The sequence below is a fragment of the Winogradskya humida genome (genome assembly GCF_016862215.1).
Taxonomy (GTDB): domain Bacteria; phylum Actinomycetota; class Actinomycetes; order Mycobacteriales; family Micromonosporaceae; genus Actinoplanes; species Actinoplanes humidus.
This window is the reverse complement of the sequence record NZ_BOMN01000086.1, coordinates 1-17,401: the sequence shown is the minus strand read 5'-3', so window position 1 is coordinate 17,401 and position 17,401 is coordinate 1. Positions and strand designations below refer to the sequence as shown.

At 69.9% G+C, this 17,401-nt stretch carries 13 protein-coding genes and 1 pseudogene; 8 read left to right on the top strand and 6 right to left on the bottom strand.

The features are described 5' to 3' along the window. Positions 1-38: 38 nt before the first annotated feature. The 5 genes from Ahu01nite_RS29015 to Ahu01nite_RS28995 all read right to left on the bottom strand — a co-directional run bounded on the left by Ahu01nite_RS29015 (position 39) and on the right by Ahu01nite_RS28995 (position 5,706). Complete coding sequence (locus Ahu01nite_RS29015) at positions 39-1,745, bottom strand: S1C family serine protease (protein ID WP_203839836.1); 1,707 nt, start codon at positions 1,743-1,745, stop codon at positions 39-41. Positions 1,746-1,826: 81 nt separating this feature from the next. Beyond that, on the bottom strand, positions 1,827-3,392 hold the full coding sequence (locus tag Ahu01nite_RS29010) for a sensor histidine kinase (protein ID WP_203839835.1): 1,566 nt from the start codon (positions 3,390-3,392) through the stop codon (positions 1,827-1,829). Positions 3,393-3,399: 7 nt separating this feature from the next. After that, on the bottom strand, positions 3,400-4,113 hold the full coding sequence (locus Ahu01nite_RS29005) for a response regulator transcription factor (protein ID WP_203839834.1): 714 nt from the start codon (positions 4,111-4,113) through the stop codon (positions 3,400-3,402). A 67-nt stretch (positions 4,114-4,180) separates the two neighbouring features. Continuing rightward, positions 4,181-4,858: a lysophospholipid acyltransferase family protein gene (locus Ahu01nite_RS29000; RefSeq protein ID WP_239159242.1), complete on the bottom strand. Its 678-nt coding sequence runs from the start codon at positions 4,856-4,858 to the stop codon at positions 4,181-4,183. Between the two features lie 86 nt (positions 4,859-4,944). Then, complete coding sequence (locus tag Ahu01nite_RS28995) at positions 4,945-5,706, bottom strand: GNAT family N-acetyltransferase (protein WP_203839832.1); 762 nt, start codon at positions 5,704-5,706, stop codon at positions 4,945-4,947. Between the two features lie 145 nt (positions 5,707-5,851). Between Ahu01nite_RS28995 and Ahu01nite_RS28990 the strand changes: the two genes are divergently transcribed. The 7 genes and pseudogenes from Ahu01nite_RS28990 to Ahu01nite_RS28960 all read left to right on the top strand — a co-directional run bounded on the left by Ahu01nite_RS28990 (position 5,852) and on the right by Ahu01nite_RS28960 (position 15,835). Further along, positions 5,852-6,769 (top strand): ABC transporter ATP-binding protein, encoded by a 918-nt coding sequence (locus tag Ahu01nite_RS28990; protein WP_203839831.1) that lies wholly within the window; start codon positions 5,852-5,854, stop codon positions 6,767-6,769. Then, positions 6,766-7,590: a DUF2705 family protein gene (locus Ahu01nite_RS28985; RefSeq protein WP_203839830.1), complete on the top strand. Its 825-nt coding sequence runs from the start codon at positions 6,766-6,768 to the stop codon at positions 7,588-7,590. The genes Ahu01nite_RS28990 and Ahu01nite_RS28985 overlap by 4 nt, the downstream gene beginning before the upstream one ends. Positions 7,591-7,756: 166 nt before the next feature. Then, positions 7,757-11,503, top strand: a complete 3,747-nt coding sequence (locus Ahu01nite_RS28980; RefSeq protein WP_203839994.1) for a multifunctional oxoglutarate decarboxylase/oxoglutarate dehydrogenase thiamine pyrophosphate-binding subunit/dihydrolipoyllysine-residue succinyltransferase subunit — start codon at positions 7,757-7,759, stop codon at positions 11,501-11,503. 70 nt (positions 11,504-11,573) lie between these two features. Beyond that, a complete protein-coding gene (locus Ahu01nite_RS28975; RefSeq protein WP_203839829.1) occupies positions 11,574-11,753 on the top strand; it encodes a DUF6104 family protein in 180 nt (59 codons plus the stop codon). After that, positions 11,743-12,462 carry an AAA family ATPase gene (locus Ahu01nite_RS28970; RefSeq protein ID WP_203839828.1) on the top strand — a complete coding sequence of 240 codons (720 nt, stop codon included), beginning with the start codon at positions 11,743-11,745 and terminating at the stop codon, positions 12,460-12,462. Before Ahu01nite_RS28975 ends, Ahu01nite_RS28970 begins: the two co-directional genes overlap by 11 nt. A 68-nt stretch (positions 12,463-12,530) precedes the next feature. Next, positions 12,531-14,594 (top strand): annotated as a pseudogene (pta, locus tag Ahu01nite_RS28965) (phosphate acetyltransferase); the annotation flags it as partial. A 134-nt stretch (positions 14,595-14,728) separates the two neighbouring features. Further along, positions 14,729-15,835: an acetate/propionate family kinase gene (locus Ahu01nite_RS28960; protein ID WP_203839826.1), complete on the top strand. Its 1,107-nt coding sequence runs from the start codon at positions 14,729-14,731 to the stop codon at positions 15,833-15,835. A 532-nt stretch (positions 15,836-16,367) separates the two neighbouring features. Here the strand turns inward: Ahu01nite_RS28960 and Ahu01nite_RS28955 are convergent. Beyond that, complete coding sequence (locus tag Ahu01nite_RS28955) at positions 16,368-16,535, bottom strand: hypothetical protein (protein ID WP_203839825.1); 168 nt, start codon at positions 16,533-16,535, stop codon at positions 16,368-16,370. A gap of 98 nt (positions 16,536-16,633) precedes the next feature. Here Ahu01nite_RS28955 and Ahu01nite_RS28950 point away from each other — a divergent pair, with 98 nt between their 5' ends. Beyond that, entirely contained in the window at positions 16,634-17,149 is a 516-nt protein-coding gene (locus tag Ahu01nite_RS28950; RefSeq protein WP_203839824.1) for a nucleotidyltransferase domain-containing protein, read from the top strand. The last annotated feature ends 252 nt before the right edge of the window (positions 17,150-17,401 follow it).

The window sequence follows — 17,401 nt, the reverse complement described above, 5'->3', positions numbered from 1 at the left end:
AGTGGTGCCACCCGATGGCCCGAGCGGCACCGGATGCTCTAGGAGGCCTCGGAGAGCGTGGCGCTGACCGTCTGCTCCTGGCCGTTGCGGGTGAACGTGATGGAGATGCTGTCGCCGACCTTGCCGGCCTGGATGATGGCCACCAGGTCGTCGGAGTCGTTGACCGCCTTGCCGTTGACCGACTTGATGACGTCGCCCTGCTCGATGCCGGCCTTGGCCGCCGCGCTGTTCGCGGTCACCGTGCTGACCTGGGCGCCGCCGCCCTCGGCCTCCGCCACGCTGACGCCCAGCGCCGGGTGGCTGACCTTCTCGCCCTTGATCAGCGACTCGACGACGGTCTTGACCTTGTCGCTCGGGATCGCGAAGCCGAGGCCGATGTTGCCGGTGCTGGAACCCGAGGTCGCGATCGCCGAGTTGATGCCGATGACCTGACCGTTCGTGTTCACCAGCGCGCCGCCCGAGTTACCCGGGTTGATCGGGGCGTCGGTCTGCAGCAGGCCGGACATCGACGTCGTACCCGCGGACTGCGACTGCTGCTGCTGTTGCTGCTGCTGGCCGCCGAACGGGTTGGCCGGGGTCTCCTGCTGCTGCTGCTCGTCCTCGCTGCTGGACTGGATGGTGCGGTCCTTGGCGCTGATGATGCCCTCGGTCACCGAGCCTTCGAGGCCGAGCGGGCTGCCCAGCGCGAGCACGGTGTCTCCGACCTGCATGTCGGCGCTGGAGCCGAGCGTCGCCGGCTTCAGGCTGTCGGCTGCCGCGACCTTCACCACCGCGAGGTCCGTACGCTGATCCGTGCCCGTGATCGTGCCCTGCACCTTGGTGCCGTCCGCGAAGATCACCGAGACGGTCTTGCCCGTCGCGGTGGCCACCACGTGGTTGTTGGTGACGATGTAGCCGTCCTTGTTGAGCACGACGCCGGAGCCCTCGCCGCTCTCCGTGGTGATCGAGACGACGCTGTCCTTGACCGACGAGACGATCTCGGCGAGCGAGGAGCGGTCCACGATCCGGGTGACCGCGGAGTTGCCGGTCTGCACCGAGGACGAGCCGCTGTCGTCGTGGAAAGCGAGCGCGGTGGCCGCGCCGACACCGCCGGCACCCAGGGCGATCAGCACTGCGACGGCGCCGGTGACCAGGATGCGACGGCCGCGGCGGGCCTTCTCGGGGTCGCGCTGCTGCTGCTCGGTGCCGACCGAGGTGGCCCAGATCGGGGCGTCAGCGTGCTGCTGGCCATTCCACTGCTGCGCGTCCGCGCCGTTCCACTGGGGCTGCTGGCCCTCGATGGCCGGCTGCTGCTGGGTGTGACCGTAGGGCGCCTGCGGCTGGCCGGGGTACTGCGGCTGGGCCTGGTAACCGCCGGCGTAGGCGGGGTACTGGGGCTGCTGTTGCGGCTGGCCCGAGTAAGGCTGCCCACCGCGCTGCCAAGGCGAGCCCAGCCACTGCCCGGGCTGCTGCTGCCCCTGCGGGAACTGGGGCTGCTGGGGCTGAACAGACTGGGGCTGGACCGACTGGGGCTGGACCGACTGGGGCTGAACCGACTGGGGCTGGGCCGAGATGGGCGCCTGGGGAGCCGCCGGGGAGGACGGCTGCTGCTGCGGGGCCGGCTGGTAGGCCGCCTGCTGAGCCGTAGTGTCGGACGTTCCCCGCTCCGGGCTGCTGGATGCGTGGGGGGCGTCCGCGGGCCGGTGCGACTGCTCCTCGGGAGAGGAGTCCTCGTGCCGCTGCGGGTTGGTCTCGTACTCGTTCATGTCCACCACACTGCCCCTCGACGATCCGTGTCACCTGTGCTGGCCCTGAAGGTTTTCTGTGAATGGCGGATGACCGGAAGATCAGGATTCGTCCGGGACGAGCGCGGGCAGACTGACCCGGAACGTGGCGCCCTTCCCGGGCTCGCTGATGACCTCGACGGTGCCGTGGTGGGCCCGCACGATGGCCGCCACGATGGCCAGCCCGAGCCCCGTCCCGGTGGCCGCCCGGTCGGTGCGCCGGGTCCGTGCCTCGTCCGCCCGGTAGAACCGCTCGAAGACGTGTTCACGCTGCTCAGGGCTTAGTCCGGGGCCGGTGTCGGAGATCTCTATGACGGCCCGGTTGCCCAGCGCCTTGGACAGCGACAGCGTGACCGCGGCCTCCGGCGGGGTGTGCACCAGCGCGTTGGTCATCAGGTTGCCGATCACCTGTCGCAGCCGGGCGTCGTCGCCGTACGCGATCAGGTTCTCGGGCTGATCCCGCACGTCCAGCGTGATCGTCCGCTCGGGGGCGACGGCCTCCGCGGCCTGTACGGCGTCCAGCGCGAGCACAGGAAGCTCCACCGGCGCGAGCGTGATCGGGCGTTCCCGGTCGAGCCGCGCGAGCAGCAGCAGATCCTCGACGAGCAGACCCATCCGGGATGCCTCGTCCTCGATACGGCGCACGAGCTTGGCGACGGCCTCCGGCTCGCTGACCGCCCCCTGACGGTAGAGCTCCGCGAAGCCACGGATCGACGTCAGGGGCGTACGCAACTCGTGGGAAGCGTCCGCGACGAACTGCCGCATCTTCCCCTCGGAGCGCACCGCCCGGGCTTCTGAAGCATGAGCCGCCTCGGCGGCGTCCCTGGCCTGGGACTCCGCAGCCCGCGCCGCCGTCTCGGAGAGGGCCCGGGCCGTGAAGGCGGCCTCGATCTGCGCGAGCATGGCGTTCAGCGCGCGGGACAGCCGGCCGAGCTCGGTCTGCGGCTCGCCCTCGTCGGGCTCCGGGTCGGGCACCCGCTGGGTGAGGTCACCGGCCGCGATCGCCGCCGCGGTGCGCTCGATCTGCATGAGCGGGATGAGGCTCTGCCGCACGATCGCCGCACCCACAGCGGCCAGCGCGAACAGCACTCCCGCGCCGACCAGGATGTCGACCCAGACGAGCCGGGTGATCGCGTCGTCGATGCCGACCAGGCGCTCGGCGACGTACAGCACCGAGCCGTTCGGGGTGTACGTCACCAGCATCCGCCAGTGCACCGTGCCGTCGGACGAGTTGACCGTGTACGCCTTGTCGACGTGGGCGTTCACCTGGTCGACCCCGGTCAGGATCGGGGGCAGCTGGGTACGGCTGGTGAACACCTTCGTGTCGTAGCGCTCGTTGTCGGTCGCACCGATGCCGTTGATGGTGGTGACGTTCACGTAGTAGTCGGAGGGGGGAACGACGCCCTGGTTCGGACGCAGCCCCTCGAGCGTGGTCGTGAACTGGACGAGCTGGGAGTCGAGCCGCGCGATCAGGTAGTTGTGCAGCGCATACGTGCTCGCCGCGCTGATCAGGGTCAATGCGGCGAAGACCAGCGCCAGCACGGACGCGACGAGTTTCGTGCGCAGTGGCACCCGGCGGAGCCCGGTCTTGTTCGGTACGTGGCTGCGGACCCGCTGGGCGAGTTCCATGCCGGGCTCAGGCGGCCGGTTTGCGCAACACGTACCCGACGCCACGCAGGGTGTGGATCAGGCGCGGCTGCACGTTGTCGACCTTGCGCCGCAGGTAGGAGATGTAGGACTCCACGATGTTGTCGTCGCCGCGGAAGTCGTACTTCCACACGTGATCCAGTATCTGCGCCTTGGAGAGCACCCGGTTGGCGTTGAGCATCAGGTAGCGCAGGAGCTTGAACTCGGTCGGCGAGAGCTGGACACGCTGACCGGCCCGGTAGACCTCGTGCGTCTCCTCGTCGAGCTCGAGGTCGGCGAAGACCAGCCGCGACGGCTCCTCGTCCCCGGCCGTGGTGCGGCGCAGCACGGCCCGGATGCGGGCCGTGAGCTCCTCCAGGCTGAACGGCTTGGTGACGTAGTCGTCGCCACCGAGCGTGAGCCCGCGGATCTTGTCGTCGGTGCCGTCACGGGCGGTGAGGAAGACCACCGGGGTGCGCGCGCCACCCTCGCGCATCAGCCGGATCACCTCGAAGCCGTCGAGGTCGGGCAGCATCACGTCCAGCACCACGAGGTCGGGGGCGGCGTTCTTGGCCGCGGTGACCGCGGCGCTGCCGCTGGTCGCGGTGCTGACGTCGAATCCCGCGAACCGCAGGCTGGCGGAGAGCAGCTCGAGAATGTTCGCGTCGTCCTCGACCACGAGGAGCTTCGCCTCGCTCTGCTTTCCATGGGTCTGGGTAGCCATGCGACCCATCCTCACGCAGGTCGCTGCGCTCGGCCTGCACGTTGCCTGAAAGTTTTCTGTGAGCCTGCTAAGCGGCCAGCTCGAATTTCGTCGAACGCAGACCGGCTGAGGCCTGGGCCGCGCGTGCGAGCACCCGGCGATCGGCTCCCGGCTCGGGACGCAGCGCCGGCGAACCGACGAGGGTCACGGTCAGCCCACGCAGGGCAACCACACGCCGTATCGAGGACCATAGCGTGTCGTCACCGATGAAGGCTGCCGCCGGGGAGGCGTACCTGATGGAGATCGGCACGACGGGGACGCCGGCGTCAACGGCGGCCTGGAACACCGCGGGCCTGAACTTACCCCGCTCGGCACCGCAGAAGGTGGTGCCCTCCGGGAAGACCGCGACCGAACGACCGGCCCGCAGCGAGGCAGCCACATCGGCCACCGCGAGCGGCAGGGTCCGGGGCCGCGAGCGGTCCAGGAAGATCGCCCCACCCGCCTTGGCAACCGCGCCGACCAGCGGCCAGGTGCCCACCTCGCTCTTGGCGACAAGGCGGACCGGCGTCACCGCGAGCAGGGCGAGGATGTCCAGGAAGGAGACGTGGTTGGCGACCAGCAGGCTGCCCCGTCGCGGCGCCGGGCCGCGCCACACCAGCTTGACCCCCAGGGCCGCGAGCAGGGCGCGGGCGACCGACCGCAGGGCGGCACCACGGGTGAGCGGCACCACGACCAGACTGCTGATCAGTACGCCCGCAGCTGCCACCAACCGCACCACCCTCGTGACCCGGCTTGTTGCCGGGTCACCGCCAGGGATGCAGTGGGAACCGCAGTCCGACACCGGTCGCCACATCATCGCGTGGCTCCGAGGAAGTGCCGGCGGTACCGCGGGTCCATCCGGTCCATGGAGAACAGCACGTAGAAGTCGGCGCAGTTGAAGTCCGGGTCGTACGCGGGCTCCCCGCACACCCAGCTGCCGAGTCGCAGATACCCCTTGAGCAGGGGCGGCGCCTGCACCTTGGGGTCACCGACGAGCTCGGTCTCAGCGAGCCAGTTGCGTCGCGGCTGCACGCGCAGTGCGGGCGGCGACATGTTCTTGTTCTGCACCCGCGCCCAGACCCCGGCCGCCGTGGCGCCGCCGTCGTCGAGCGAGACCGACGCGCAGCCACCGAGCCAGCGCAGGTTGTTGAGGTGCAGGTAGCGCGCGAGCCCGGCCCACATGAGGTTGACCACGGCGCCGGAGCGGTGGTCGGGGTGCACACAGGAGCGTCCCGTCTCGACGAGCTGGTCACGCAGCGGGCCGAGGCCGCTCATGTTGAACTCGCCGTCGCCGTAGCGGCGGCCGGCGCGCTCGGCGCCCTTGGGGGTCATCATCCGATAGGTGCCGACGACTTCGCCGGTGCCGTCGTCCCGGACGATGAGGTGGTCACAGAATTCGTCGAACTCGTCGACGTCGCGGCCGTCGGTCTCGGTCCGGAGGGTGGCGCCGAGTTCACCGGCGAAGACGTTGTGGCGCAGCCGCTGTGCGGCGGCGACCTGATCCGCGTCGTCCGCGATCAGGAGTGAGTAGCCGCTGGTCCCGATGGGTGCGGCGGCGGTCATGAGTACCGTCATGTGACCTGTGTAACGGCCGTGATTGCCGTCGGCGTGTCGGTCCAGGTGGACTCGGATGACAGATGAGTGAACGGCATGTCGCGGGGCAGCCGGAGTGGACCCCACCCGGTAGGTTCAGTCCTCAGCCCACGGGGAGGAACCCACGTTGACGGCCAGGTCAGGGGAGATTGTCGTCTCCCATCTCACGAAGCAGTACAAACAGCTCCGCGCTGTTGACGATCTATCTTTCACCGTGCAGCCGGGCCGGGTCACCGGCTTCCTCGGCCCCAACGGTGCCGGCAAGACCACCACGCTGCGCATGATGCTCGGCCTGGTCACCCCCAGCTCGGGCAACGCGCTGTTCGGCGGGGTCGCCTACAAGGACCTCGACGAGCCGATCAAGCACGTCGGCGCCCTGCTCGAGGCGTCCGGCGCGCACAAGGGCCGCACCGGCCGCAACCACCTCCGGGTGATCGCCACCGCCGCCGGGCTGCCCGCTTCCGCAGCCGACGAGGCGCTTGCCCGCGTGGGGCTCACCCCCGCCGCCAAGCGCAAGTTCAAGGGCTACTCGCTCGGCATGAAGCAGCGCCTGGGCATCGCCGCCGCGCTGCTCGGCAACCCGCAGGTGCTGATCCTCGACGAGCCCGCCAACGGGCTCGACCCCGAGGGCATCCGCTGGATGCGCGACCTGCTCAAGGCGCTCGCCGTGCAGGGCCGCACGGTCCTGGTCTCCAGCCACCTGCTCGCCGAGATGCAGCAGCTCGCCGATGACGTGGTGATCATCGCGGCCGGGAAGCTGATCCGGCAGGGCCCGGTCGGCGAGGTGCTGGGTTCCATGGGCGGCGGCGCCGTCGTCCGCGTGCGCACCCCGAGGCCCGCCGACCTGGCCGCGGCCCTGACGGCGGCCACCGGCCACGTCACCACGCTGCCCGACGAGGCCCTCTCGGTGACCGGGCTCGACCCGGCCCGGATCGGGCACATCGCCTTCACCTCCGGAATCGAGCTGCACGAGCTCACCGGCGAGAAGGCCGACCTCGAACAGGTCTTCCTGCAGCTCACGGCCGGAAAGGCGGATATCCGATGAAACTGCTCCGCGCCGAGCTGCTCAAGATCTGGACCACCAGCACCTGGTGGGTCTTCGGCATCGTCACCCTGGTGCTCTGGGCCCTGACCACGGGCATCAACTGGCTCACCGCCAGCGCCACCCTCGACGTCGACACCACCGGCATGGACGCCGAGACCGCCGAGCAGGTGCGGGTCGCCGGCGAGGCCGTCAACGTGGCGACCAACCTCTACACCAGCGGCCAGTTCTTCGGCGTGCTGATGGTCATGCTGCTGACCGCGATCCTGTCGACCAGCGAATATTTCCACCAGACCGCGACGACGACCTTCCTGCTGACCCCGCGCCGGGAGACGGTCGTGCTGGCCAAGCTCGGTGCCGGCGTCGTCTTCGGGCTGCTCTTCTGGGTGATCACGACCGTTCTCAACCTGATCGTGACGCCGCTGATCCTCTCCTCGCTCGACGTCGGCGCCCAGCTGGGCGAGGGAGCGGTGTGGCGGGCGATCCTGCTCAACGGGCTCGCGTACGGCATCTGGGCCATCCTCGGCGTCGGCGCGGGCATCCTGATCCGCAGCCAGCTCGCCGCCACGATCACGCTCAGCCTGATCTACGTGATCGGGTTCCTCGGCGCCGCGATCATCTTCCAGCTGATCGGCGACCGCTTCGGCGACTGGTTCCAGAACCTCCAGGTCCTCATCCCCGGGCTGGCCTCTCAGCTCATGGTGAGCGGCACGGAGTTGCCCGGAAACCCGCCCAGATGGGTCGGCGCGGCGGTTCTCATCGTGTACGCACTGGTCGCGGGCATCGTGGGCACCATCATCACCAAGAAACGCGACATCACCTGACGTATCCGACGCCTCACACATCTCACTTCGGTGGCGGGCGTTAGTCACAGACCGGACGTGCGCATGGCTACGCCTCCATCACGGCGTAGCCTTGACGCCGAATCCTTCGTCCCGTGTGTGACGAACGTCGCGTGCTGACAAGATGGTGAAAGAGGCGAACACGGAAGTGTCGACCCAGCAGACTTCGCATGAGAATCCGCTCGCAGACTTCGGTCCGAACGAGTGGATCGTCGACGAGATGTACCAGCGCTACCTGGCCGACCCCACCAGCGTCGACCCCGCGTGGCATGACTTCTTCGCCGATTACAAGCCGGCCATGGCCTCGGGCTCCATCGTGACACCCGATGAGGCCACCGCCGCGAACGCGAAGGCCACAGCTGAAAAGGCCGGCACCGATGCCCCGGCCGCCACAACCGTCGCTCCGGTCAAGCCGACCGTGCCGACGCCACCTGCGCCTGCGCCGAAGCCGGCCCAGGCTCCGGCTCCGAAGGCACCGGCCGCGCCGGCGCCCAAGGCTGCTCCCGCTTCGGAGAAGACGGCCGCTGCCGCTCCGGAAGGCGCCAAGGTCACCACCCTGCGCGGTGTCGCCGCCAGCATCGTCCGCAACATGGACGCCTCGCTGGAGGTGCCGACCGCCACGTCGGTGCGCGCCATCCCGGCCAAGCTCATGGTCGACAACCGCATCGTGATCAACAACCACCTCTCCCGCGGGCGGGGTGGCAAGGTCAGCTTCACCCACCTCATCGGCTGGGCGCTGATCCGCGCGGTGGTGGCCCACCCCGAGATGAACAGCTCGTTCGCCAAGGTCGACGGCAAGCCGTCACTCGTGCAGCCCGAGCACATCAACCTCGGCATCGCGATCGACATGAAGAAGAAGGACGGCTCGCGCTCGCTGGTCGTCCCGTCGATCAAGAACTGCGAGCAGATGGACTTCCGGCAGTTCTGGCAGGCGTATGAGGACGTGGTCCGGCGCGCCCGCCGCAACGAGCTGACGATGGAGGACTACTCCGGCACCACGATCTCGCTGACCAACCCCGGCGGCATCGGCACGGTGCACTCGATCCCCCGCCTGCTCACCGGGCAGAGCGCGATCATCGGCGTCGGCGCGATGGAGTACCCCGCGCCCTACGCCGGCATGTCCGACGAGATGCTCACCGACCACGGCGTCAGCAAGGTCACCACGCTGACCAGCACCTACGACCACCGGGTCATCCAGGGTGCGCAGTCCGGCGAGTTCCTCAAGGCGATGCACGAGTTCCTGCTCGGCGAGCACTCGTTCTACGACGACATCTTCACCGCCCTGCGGATCCCATACGAGCCGGTGCGGTGGGTGCGCGACGTCGCCCGGACCTCCGAGGGGCAGATCGACAAGGCGGCGCGGGTCGTCGAGCTCATCCACGCGTACCGCGTGCGCGGCCACCTCATGGCCGACACCGACCCGCTGGAGTTCGAGATCCGGCGCCACCCCGACCTGGACGTGCTCCAGCACGGCCTGACGCTGTGGGACCTCGACCGCACGTTCCCGGTCGGCGGTTTCGCCGGCAAGCAGCGGATGAAGCTGCGCGACGTCCTCGGCGTCCTGCGCGACACCTACTGCCGCCGGGTCGGCATCGAGTACATGCACATCCAGGGTCCCGAGGAGCGGCGCTGGATCCAGGACCGCATCGAGATCAAGTACGAGAAGCCGGACCAGGAGGAGCAGAAGCACATCCTGAGCCGGCTCAACGCCGCCGAGGCGTTCGAGACGTTCCTGCAGACGAAGTACGTCGGCCAGAAGCGCTTCTCGCTGGAGGGCGGCGAGTCGCTGATCCCGCTGCTCGACGCGGTGCTGGAGGACTCGGCGGAGGCCGGGCTCGACGAGACGGTCATCGGCATGGCCCACCGCGGCCGGCTGAACGTGCTCGCGAACATCGTCGGCAAGCCGTACGAGAAGATCTTCAACGAGTTCGAGGGTCAGATGGACCCGAAGTCGGCCCACGGCTCCGGCGACGTGAAGTACCACCTCGGGCAGACCGGCAAGTACACGACGCCGGACGAGCAGCACTCCACCACGGTCAGCGTGGTCGCCAACCCGTCGCACCTGGAGACGGTCGACCCGGTGCTCGAGGGCATCGTCCGCGCCAAGCAGGACCGGCTCGACCTGGGCCTGCACGGCTACACGGTGCTTCCGGTGCTGGTGCACGGCGACGCCGCGTTCGCCGGTCAGGGCGTGGTCGCCGAGACGCTCAACCTGTCGCAGCTGCGCGGTTACCGCACCGGCGGCACGATCCACGTCGTGGTCAACAACCAGGTCGGCTTCACCACCGCCCCGGAGTACAGCCGCTCGTCGCTCTACTCCACCGACGTGGCCCGGATGATCCAGGCGCCGATCTTCCACGTGAACGGCGACGACCCCGAGGCCGTCGTGCGGGTCGCGAAGCTCGCCTTCGAATACCGCCAGGCGTTCAACAAGGACGTCGTGATCGACCTGGTCTGCTACCGCCGCCGCGGTCACAACGAGGGCGACGACCCCTCGATGACCAACCCGCGGATGTACGAGATCATCGACACCAAGCGCTCGGTCCGCAAGCTCTACACCGAGGAGCTCATCGGCCGCGGCGACATCACCGTGGACGGCGCCCAGGAGCAGCTCCGCGACTACCAGACGAAGCTCGAGGGCGTCTTCAAGGCGACCCGCGACACCGCCGGGTCGCCGCCGCGGGTGCGTCCGCCGCTGGCGGAGGAGCCGGAGCCGCAGGTCGACACCGCGATCGAGGCCTCGACGGTGAAGGCTGTCGGCGAGGCCCACCTGGACCTGCCCGAGGGCTTCACCCCGCACAAGCGCGTGCAGCAGCTGATCGAGCGGCGCGCCAAGATGTCCACCGAGGGTGGCATCGACTGGGGCTTCGGCGAGCTCATCGCGTTCGGTTCGCTGCTCAGCCAGGGTGTCACGGTCCGGCTCGCCGGTCAGGACTCCAAGCGCGGCACGTTCGTGTCCCGGCACGCGGCCCTCGTCGACGCCAAGACCGGCGACGACTTCCTGCCGCTCTCCACGCTGGCCACCGGCAACGCCCGCTTCTTCGCCCACGACTCGCTGCTCAGCGAGTATGCGGCGATGGGCTTCGAGTATGGCTACTCGGTCGAGAACCCCGACGCGCTGGTGCTGTGGGAGGCCCAGTTCGGCGACTTCGTCAACGGCGCGCAGTCGATCGTGGACGAGTTCCTCTCCTCCGGCGAGGCCAAGTGGGGCCAGCGCAACTCGCTGGTGCTGCTGCTCCCGCACGGCATGGAGGGCCAGGGCCCGGACCACTCGTCCGGGCGTCCGGAGCGGTTCCTGCAGCTCTGCGCGCAGGACAACATGCGGGTCGCCAACCCGACCACCCCGGCCAACTACTTCCACCTGCTGCGCCGCCAGGCCCTGTCGAGCAAGAAGAAGCCGCTGATCGTCTTCTCGCCGAAGTCGCTGCTGCGGCACAAGCTCGCGGTGTCGTCGGTCGCCGACTTCACCACGGGTACGTTCCAGCCGGTGCTCGCCGACGCGGGCATCAACGGCACCCCGCTGGACGCCGCGGCGGTCAATCGGGTCCTGCTCTGCTCCGGCAAGGTCTACTACGACCTGTTCCAGGCCCGGGCCGAGCGTGGCAGCTCCGACACCGCGATCATCCGGATGGAGCAGATCTACCCGCTGCCCGTCGAGGAGCTCAAGGCGGTCCTCAGCCAGTACCCGAACGCCGAGGACTTCGCCTGGGTCCAGGAGGAGCCGGCCAACCAGGGTGCCTGGTCGTTCGTGGCGCTCAACCTCCTCGAGCACCTCGAGGGCGTCCGGCTGCGTCGCATCTCCCGCCCCGCCGCGGCCGCCCCGGCGGTCGGCTCGGCCAAGATGCACGAGGCCGAGCAGGCAGCACTGGTCGAGGCCGCACTTCCGCGGCCCTGATGATTTAGGTACGCCCGAAGCAGCGCCCCGCCGTTCGTCCGGCGGGGCGCTGCTTCGTATCATCCGGGGCATGTACTTCACCGATCGTGGCATCGAAGAGCTGGTCGAGCGGCGCGGGCCGGAATCCGTGACCCTGGAATGGGTGGCGGAGCAGCTCCGCACGTTCGTCGACATCAACCCGGAGTTCGAGACCCCCATCGAGCGGTTCGCGACCTGGCTGGCGCGTCCCGACGAGGACGATGAGGACTGATTTCGGGCCCGTACGCCGGGTCGAGCTGGACGTGGGCGTCGAGGTCGACAGGGCTGCCTGGTGGGCGAAGATCCCGGCGGTCGCGGCGCTGCTCGAGCACGGGCTCAACCTCCCCGCCGGGGTCACGTTCCTCGTCGGGGAGAACGGGTCCGGCAAGTCCACGCTGATCGAGGCGCTCGCGGTCGCGCACGGGCTCAACCCCGAGGGCGGGTCCAAGGGCGCCCAGCACAGCAGCCGGGTCACCGAGTCGCCGCTCGGGGAGCTGCTCAAGGTGGTGCGGACGCCGGGGCGGCGGGTCAACGCGTACTTCCTGCGTGCCGAGACGATGCACGGGCTCTACACGTACCTCGAGAATCTGCCCGGCGCGATCGACACCGACCTGCACGATCGCAGCCACGGTGAGGGTTTCCTTGAGCTGCTCGACCGCAAGTTCGACGGGTACGGCTTCTACCTCATGGACGAGCCCGAGGCGCCCCTGTCGTTCACCTCGACCCTGGGCCTGCTCGCCCGGTTGGAAGCGCTGCGGGACGACGGCGCCCAGGTGATCGTCGCCACCCACTCGCCGCTGCTCACGGCCCTGCCCGGCGCGACCATCCTGGAGCTGGGCGCGCATGGCATCCGCCGGGCCACCTGGGACGACCTGGAGATCGTCGCGCACTGGCGGCGTTTCCTCGACCGCCCGGACGCTTATCTGCGGGCGCTGCGCTGACTTCCGTACTTATCCACAGGGTCTTGCGACCCCGGGCAGGATGAGGGCCCGGCCGGTAGGTTGAGCACGTGGCAAGCAGCGTCTATGTCGCCGGGCTCGGCTCCGGCGTCGGCAAGTCGACCGTGGCCGTCGGGCTCGTGGAGCTCCTCTCGCGGCAGGTCGCCCGCATCGGGGTGTTCCGCCCCCTCGTGCCCGGCACCGGCAAGGATCCGCTGCTCACCCTCCTGACCGAGCGCTATCCGCTGATCGCCGGTTACGACGACTCCTACGGCCTGACCACGACCGAGGCCTCCGCGCTCGTCGCCGACGGCAAGTGGGAGGAGCTCATCTCCCGCATCGTCGAGCGCTACCGCGAGGTCGAGCGGCAGTGCGCGTCGGTGGTCGTGATCGGCAGCGACTTCGCCGACGGCCAGCAGGCCGGCACCGACGAGATGCCCCGCGAGCTGGGCTTCAACGCGCGCCTCGCCACGGAGTTCGGCAGCGTGATCCTCCCCGTCGTCGGTGGGCAGGGGCGCGTGGACATCAGCGGGGCGGTGCGGTCGGCGTACCACTCGCTCACCGATCTTGACGCGACGGTCCTGGCCGTCATCGCCAACCGCGTGCCTGCCGGCACCCCGACCCCGCAGGGTCTCCCCGTGCCGGTCTGGACCATCCCCGAGGTGCCCAGCGTTGCCGCGCCCACCGTGGCCGAGGTGGCAGCCGCGCTCGATGCGACCGTGGTGACGGGCGGCGACGCGGCGCTCGACCGTGACGTCCTCGACTACGTGGTCGGGGCGGCGCACGTGCCGGCCGTGCTCGACCACCTCACCGACGGGGCGCTGCTCATCACCCCGGGCGACCGCGCCGACCTGCTGGTCGCGGCCAGCGCCGCGCACTCCGCGGGCAACGTCACCCTGGCCGGGCTGGTGCTGACCCTCGGCGAGTTCCCCGACCCCCGCGCCGTCCGCGTCATCGAGCGGCTCAACACCGGCCTGGCGATGCTGGTGGTCAAGTCCGACAGCTTCGACACGATCAAGGCGGCCGGCCGGATCGAGGCCAAGCTCAGCCCCGCCACGCCGCGCAAGGTGGAGGCCGCCCTCGGCGCCTTCGAGAAACACGTGGACACCGCCGAGCTCGCCCGGCTGCTCGACGTCACCCGGTCCGCCCGCGTGACGCCGCTGATGTTCGAGAACGACCTGATCGACCGTGCCCGCGCCGACCGCCGCCACCTCGTGCTCCCGGAGGGCACCGAGGAGCGCATCCTGCGCGCGACCGAGACGCTGCTGCGCCGTGGCGTCGCCGAGCTGACCCTGCTCGGCGACCCGGCCGAGATCACCCGCCGGGCCCGCGAGATCGGCGTCGAGATCGGCGGCGCCCACCTGGTCGACCCGGCCACCAGCAGCTGGCGCGACGACTTCGCCGAGCAATATGCGGAGCTGCGCAAGCACAAGGCCGTGACCCTCGACCTGGCCTACGACGTGGTCCGCGACGTCAACTACTTCGGCACGATGATGGTCGCCGCCGGGCACGCCGACGGCATGGTCTCCGGCGCGACCCACACCACCGCCGCCACGATCCGCCCGGCCTTCGAGATCATCAAGACGGTCCCCGACGTCTCGGTCGCGTCCAGCGTCTTCTTCATGCTCCTGGCCGACCGCGTCCTGGTCTACGGCGACTGCGCGGTCAACCCCGACCCCAACGCCGAGCAGCTCGCCGACATCGCGCTCTCCTCAGCGCAGACCGCCGCGGCCTTCGGCATCGAGCCCCGGGTCGCGATGCTGTCCTACTCCACGGGCAGCTCGGGCGCGGGCGCCGACGTCGAAAAGGTCGCGGCCGCCACCGCCCTGGTCCGCGAGCGCCGCCCGGACCTCCCCGTCGAGGGCCCTATCCAGTACGACGCGGCCATCGACCCGGCGGTCGCGGCGACCAAGCTCCCGGACAGCGCGGTGGCGGGCAAGGCCACGGTCTTCGTCTTCCCCGACCTCAACACGGGCAACAACACCTACAAGGCCGTGCAGCGCTCGGCCAACGCGGTGGCGGTCGGCCCGGTCATGCAGGGCCTGCGCCGCCCGGTCAACGACCTCTCCCGCGGCGCAACGGTGAAGGACATCGTCAACACCGTGGCCATCACCGCGATCCAGGCACGCTCGGCCGCATCGCCTCCATCACCGCCGCCCGTGTCGCCGTCCGTGTCGCCGTCCGTGTCGCCGCCCGTGTCGCCGCCCGTGTCGCCGTCCGTGTCGCCGTCCGTGTCGCCGTCCGTGTCGCCGTCCGCTCAGGAGCAGTCGTGAAGATCCTCGTCCTCAATTCTGGCTCCTCCTCGGTCAAATACCGCCTCTTCGACGACGGCACCACCATCGCCAAGGGCCTCATCGAGCGCATCGGCGAGTCCGGCGGCGACGCGAGCGACCACACCGGGGCACTCCAGCACGTCATGGAGTCCATCAACCTCGACGGCCTGGGCGCGGTCGGCCACCGCGTGGTCCACGGCGGCACCGAGTTCAGCGACGCCACGGTGGTCGACGACACCGTGGCCACAGCCATCGAAAACCTCATCCCGCTCGCCCCGCTGCACAACCCCGCAGCCCTGAGCGGCATCGAAGTGGCCCGCAAACTCCTGCCCGACGTCCCCCAGGTCGCCGTCTTCGACACAGCGTTCCACCAGAGCATCGACCCCGCCGGCGTCACCTACGCCATCGACGCCGACCTCGCCGACCGCTGGCAGATCCGCCGCTACGGCTTCCACGGCACCTCCCACGCCTACGTAGCCCGCGAAACAGCCGCCCTCCTCGGCCTCCCCGCCACCTCAGCCAAGGTCATCACCCTCCACCTCGGCAACGGCGCCAGCGCCTGCGCGGTCTCCGGCGGCCGCAGCGCAGCCACCTCCATGGGCATGTCCCCGCAATCCGGCCTCGTCATGGGCACCCGCAGCGGCGACATCGACCCCACCGTCATCTTTCACCTGCACCGGGTCGCGGGCCTGCCCCTAGACGAGATCGAACGCTCCCTGACCCGCTTCGCCGGCCTCCAGGGCCTCACCGGCGACAACGACATGCGCACCATCCAGCAACGCCGCGACCAGGGCGACCAGGCCGCCACCCTGGCCTTTGACGTCTACACCCGCCGCATCAAGGAATACATCGGCACCTACCTCGCCATCCTCGGCGGCACCGACGCCATCACCTTCACCGCCGGCGTCGGCGAAAACGCCCCCGCCGTCCGAGCAGCCGCCCTGGAAGGCCTCTCCGCCCTGGGCATCGAGATCGACCCCACCCGCAACACCCGCGGCGACCGCATCATCTCCCCCGACGGCGCCCCGGTCACCGTCTGCGTCATCCCCACGGACGAAGAGGCAGAAATCGCCCGCCAGGTCGCCGAAAAACTGAATGCCTGAAGCCTCCGCCAAGACCGATCCGAAACGGTCACGTCTGCCAGATCGCGGCGAGATCCAGCGCCGGCTCTGAACGACCGCGCCGAGGAGCACGATCAAGGAGTTGCTGACCCTCGGGGGTCAGGCCGCACGACAAGACAAAGGCTGGCCACCCACAGACTTCGGCCCGCGCTCACGACGAAGGCTGGCCACCCACAGACTTCGGGCCGCGCTCACGACGACGGCTGGCCATTGGCCGTCACGGCAACCTGGAGCTGCGGCAGCGCTTTGAGCCACGCTCCGCACGGCGCGCTAGCGGCGCGTTCCCACGGCGCGCTAGCGGCGCGTTCCCACGGCGCGCTGGCGGCGCGTTCCCACGGCAGCGCTTTGAGCCACGCTCCGCACGGCGCGCTGGCGGCGCGTCCCCACGGCGACACCCTCGTCGGCGCAGCGGCGGTCCTGCTGCAGGACCGCGGCAGTGAGGTTAGGGGTGGCCCTGATCCGGTGGGCGGACCAGGGCCGTCAAGGCGCCGGGCGGCCCCCGCCCGGCAGCCCATCAGCCCAGGGCGAGCCAGGCGATGACCGCGATGAGCACAACGGCCACGGCGACGACACCGATGATCAGCGGAGTCTTCGAGGCCGCGACGGGCTCCTCGGGGGCGTTGTGCGTAAAGGCGCGGAACGCCTCGGTGTTGCCACTCGGATCGACGCTGTTGTCAGACATGCCGAAGACCATAGCGAAGCCCGGCGCCCCCGCGACACCCCAGCAAGCGTGCCTACCAGGGACTTCGCCCACAGTTCGGCACCGCCTAATCTGACCCGGTGAACGCTCGCGCCCAGCTTTCGGTCATCTCCGAGGTCGTACGCACCAGCACGACCGCCGGGCTCCCCCTCTGGTTACGAGGCGGCTGGGCCATGGACTTCTTCCTCGGCGAGATCACCCGCCCACACCGCGACATCGACTTCTTCTGCCGCGCCCCCGACGCCGACCGCCTCCTCACCGAGCTGCACAAACTCGGCTACCGCGACGACCCCGGCCCACCGCCGGCCCAGCAGCGAGACCTGATCACGCCGGACGGAACCGAAATCAGCTTCGCGCTGCTCGGCGAGTCCCCGGACGGCCTCCCCACGGTCGCGGGCGGCCCCCACGCGGGCGCTCGCTGGCCCGCCGACCTCCTGGACGGTCCGATCGGCCGCGTGGGCAAGGTCAGTTGCCCGGTCATCAGCCCCCGCGCCCAGATCGAGATCAAGGAAATGATGCCGATCTGGGTCCCCAGCATGCCCCGCCGCCCCAAGGACGCCACGGACATAGCCCGCCTCAGAGCAGGGCAACACTGACCCGCTGCCGCCCAGCAGGCCCACGAGGCGGCAACCCCACATCCCCGGCCAACGCCCGGCCAGCCCCCACACGCGCCAACGCCCGGCCAACCCCACACCCGGCCAGCACCCAACACCCGCCGATACCCGGCCAGCCCACATCCCGGACAGCCCACACACCCCGGCCAGCCCACGATGCCCGGCCAGCCCACAATGCCCGGCCAGCCCACAATGCCCGGCCAGCCCACAATGCCCGGCCAGCCCACAATGCCC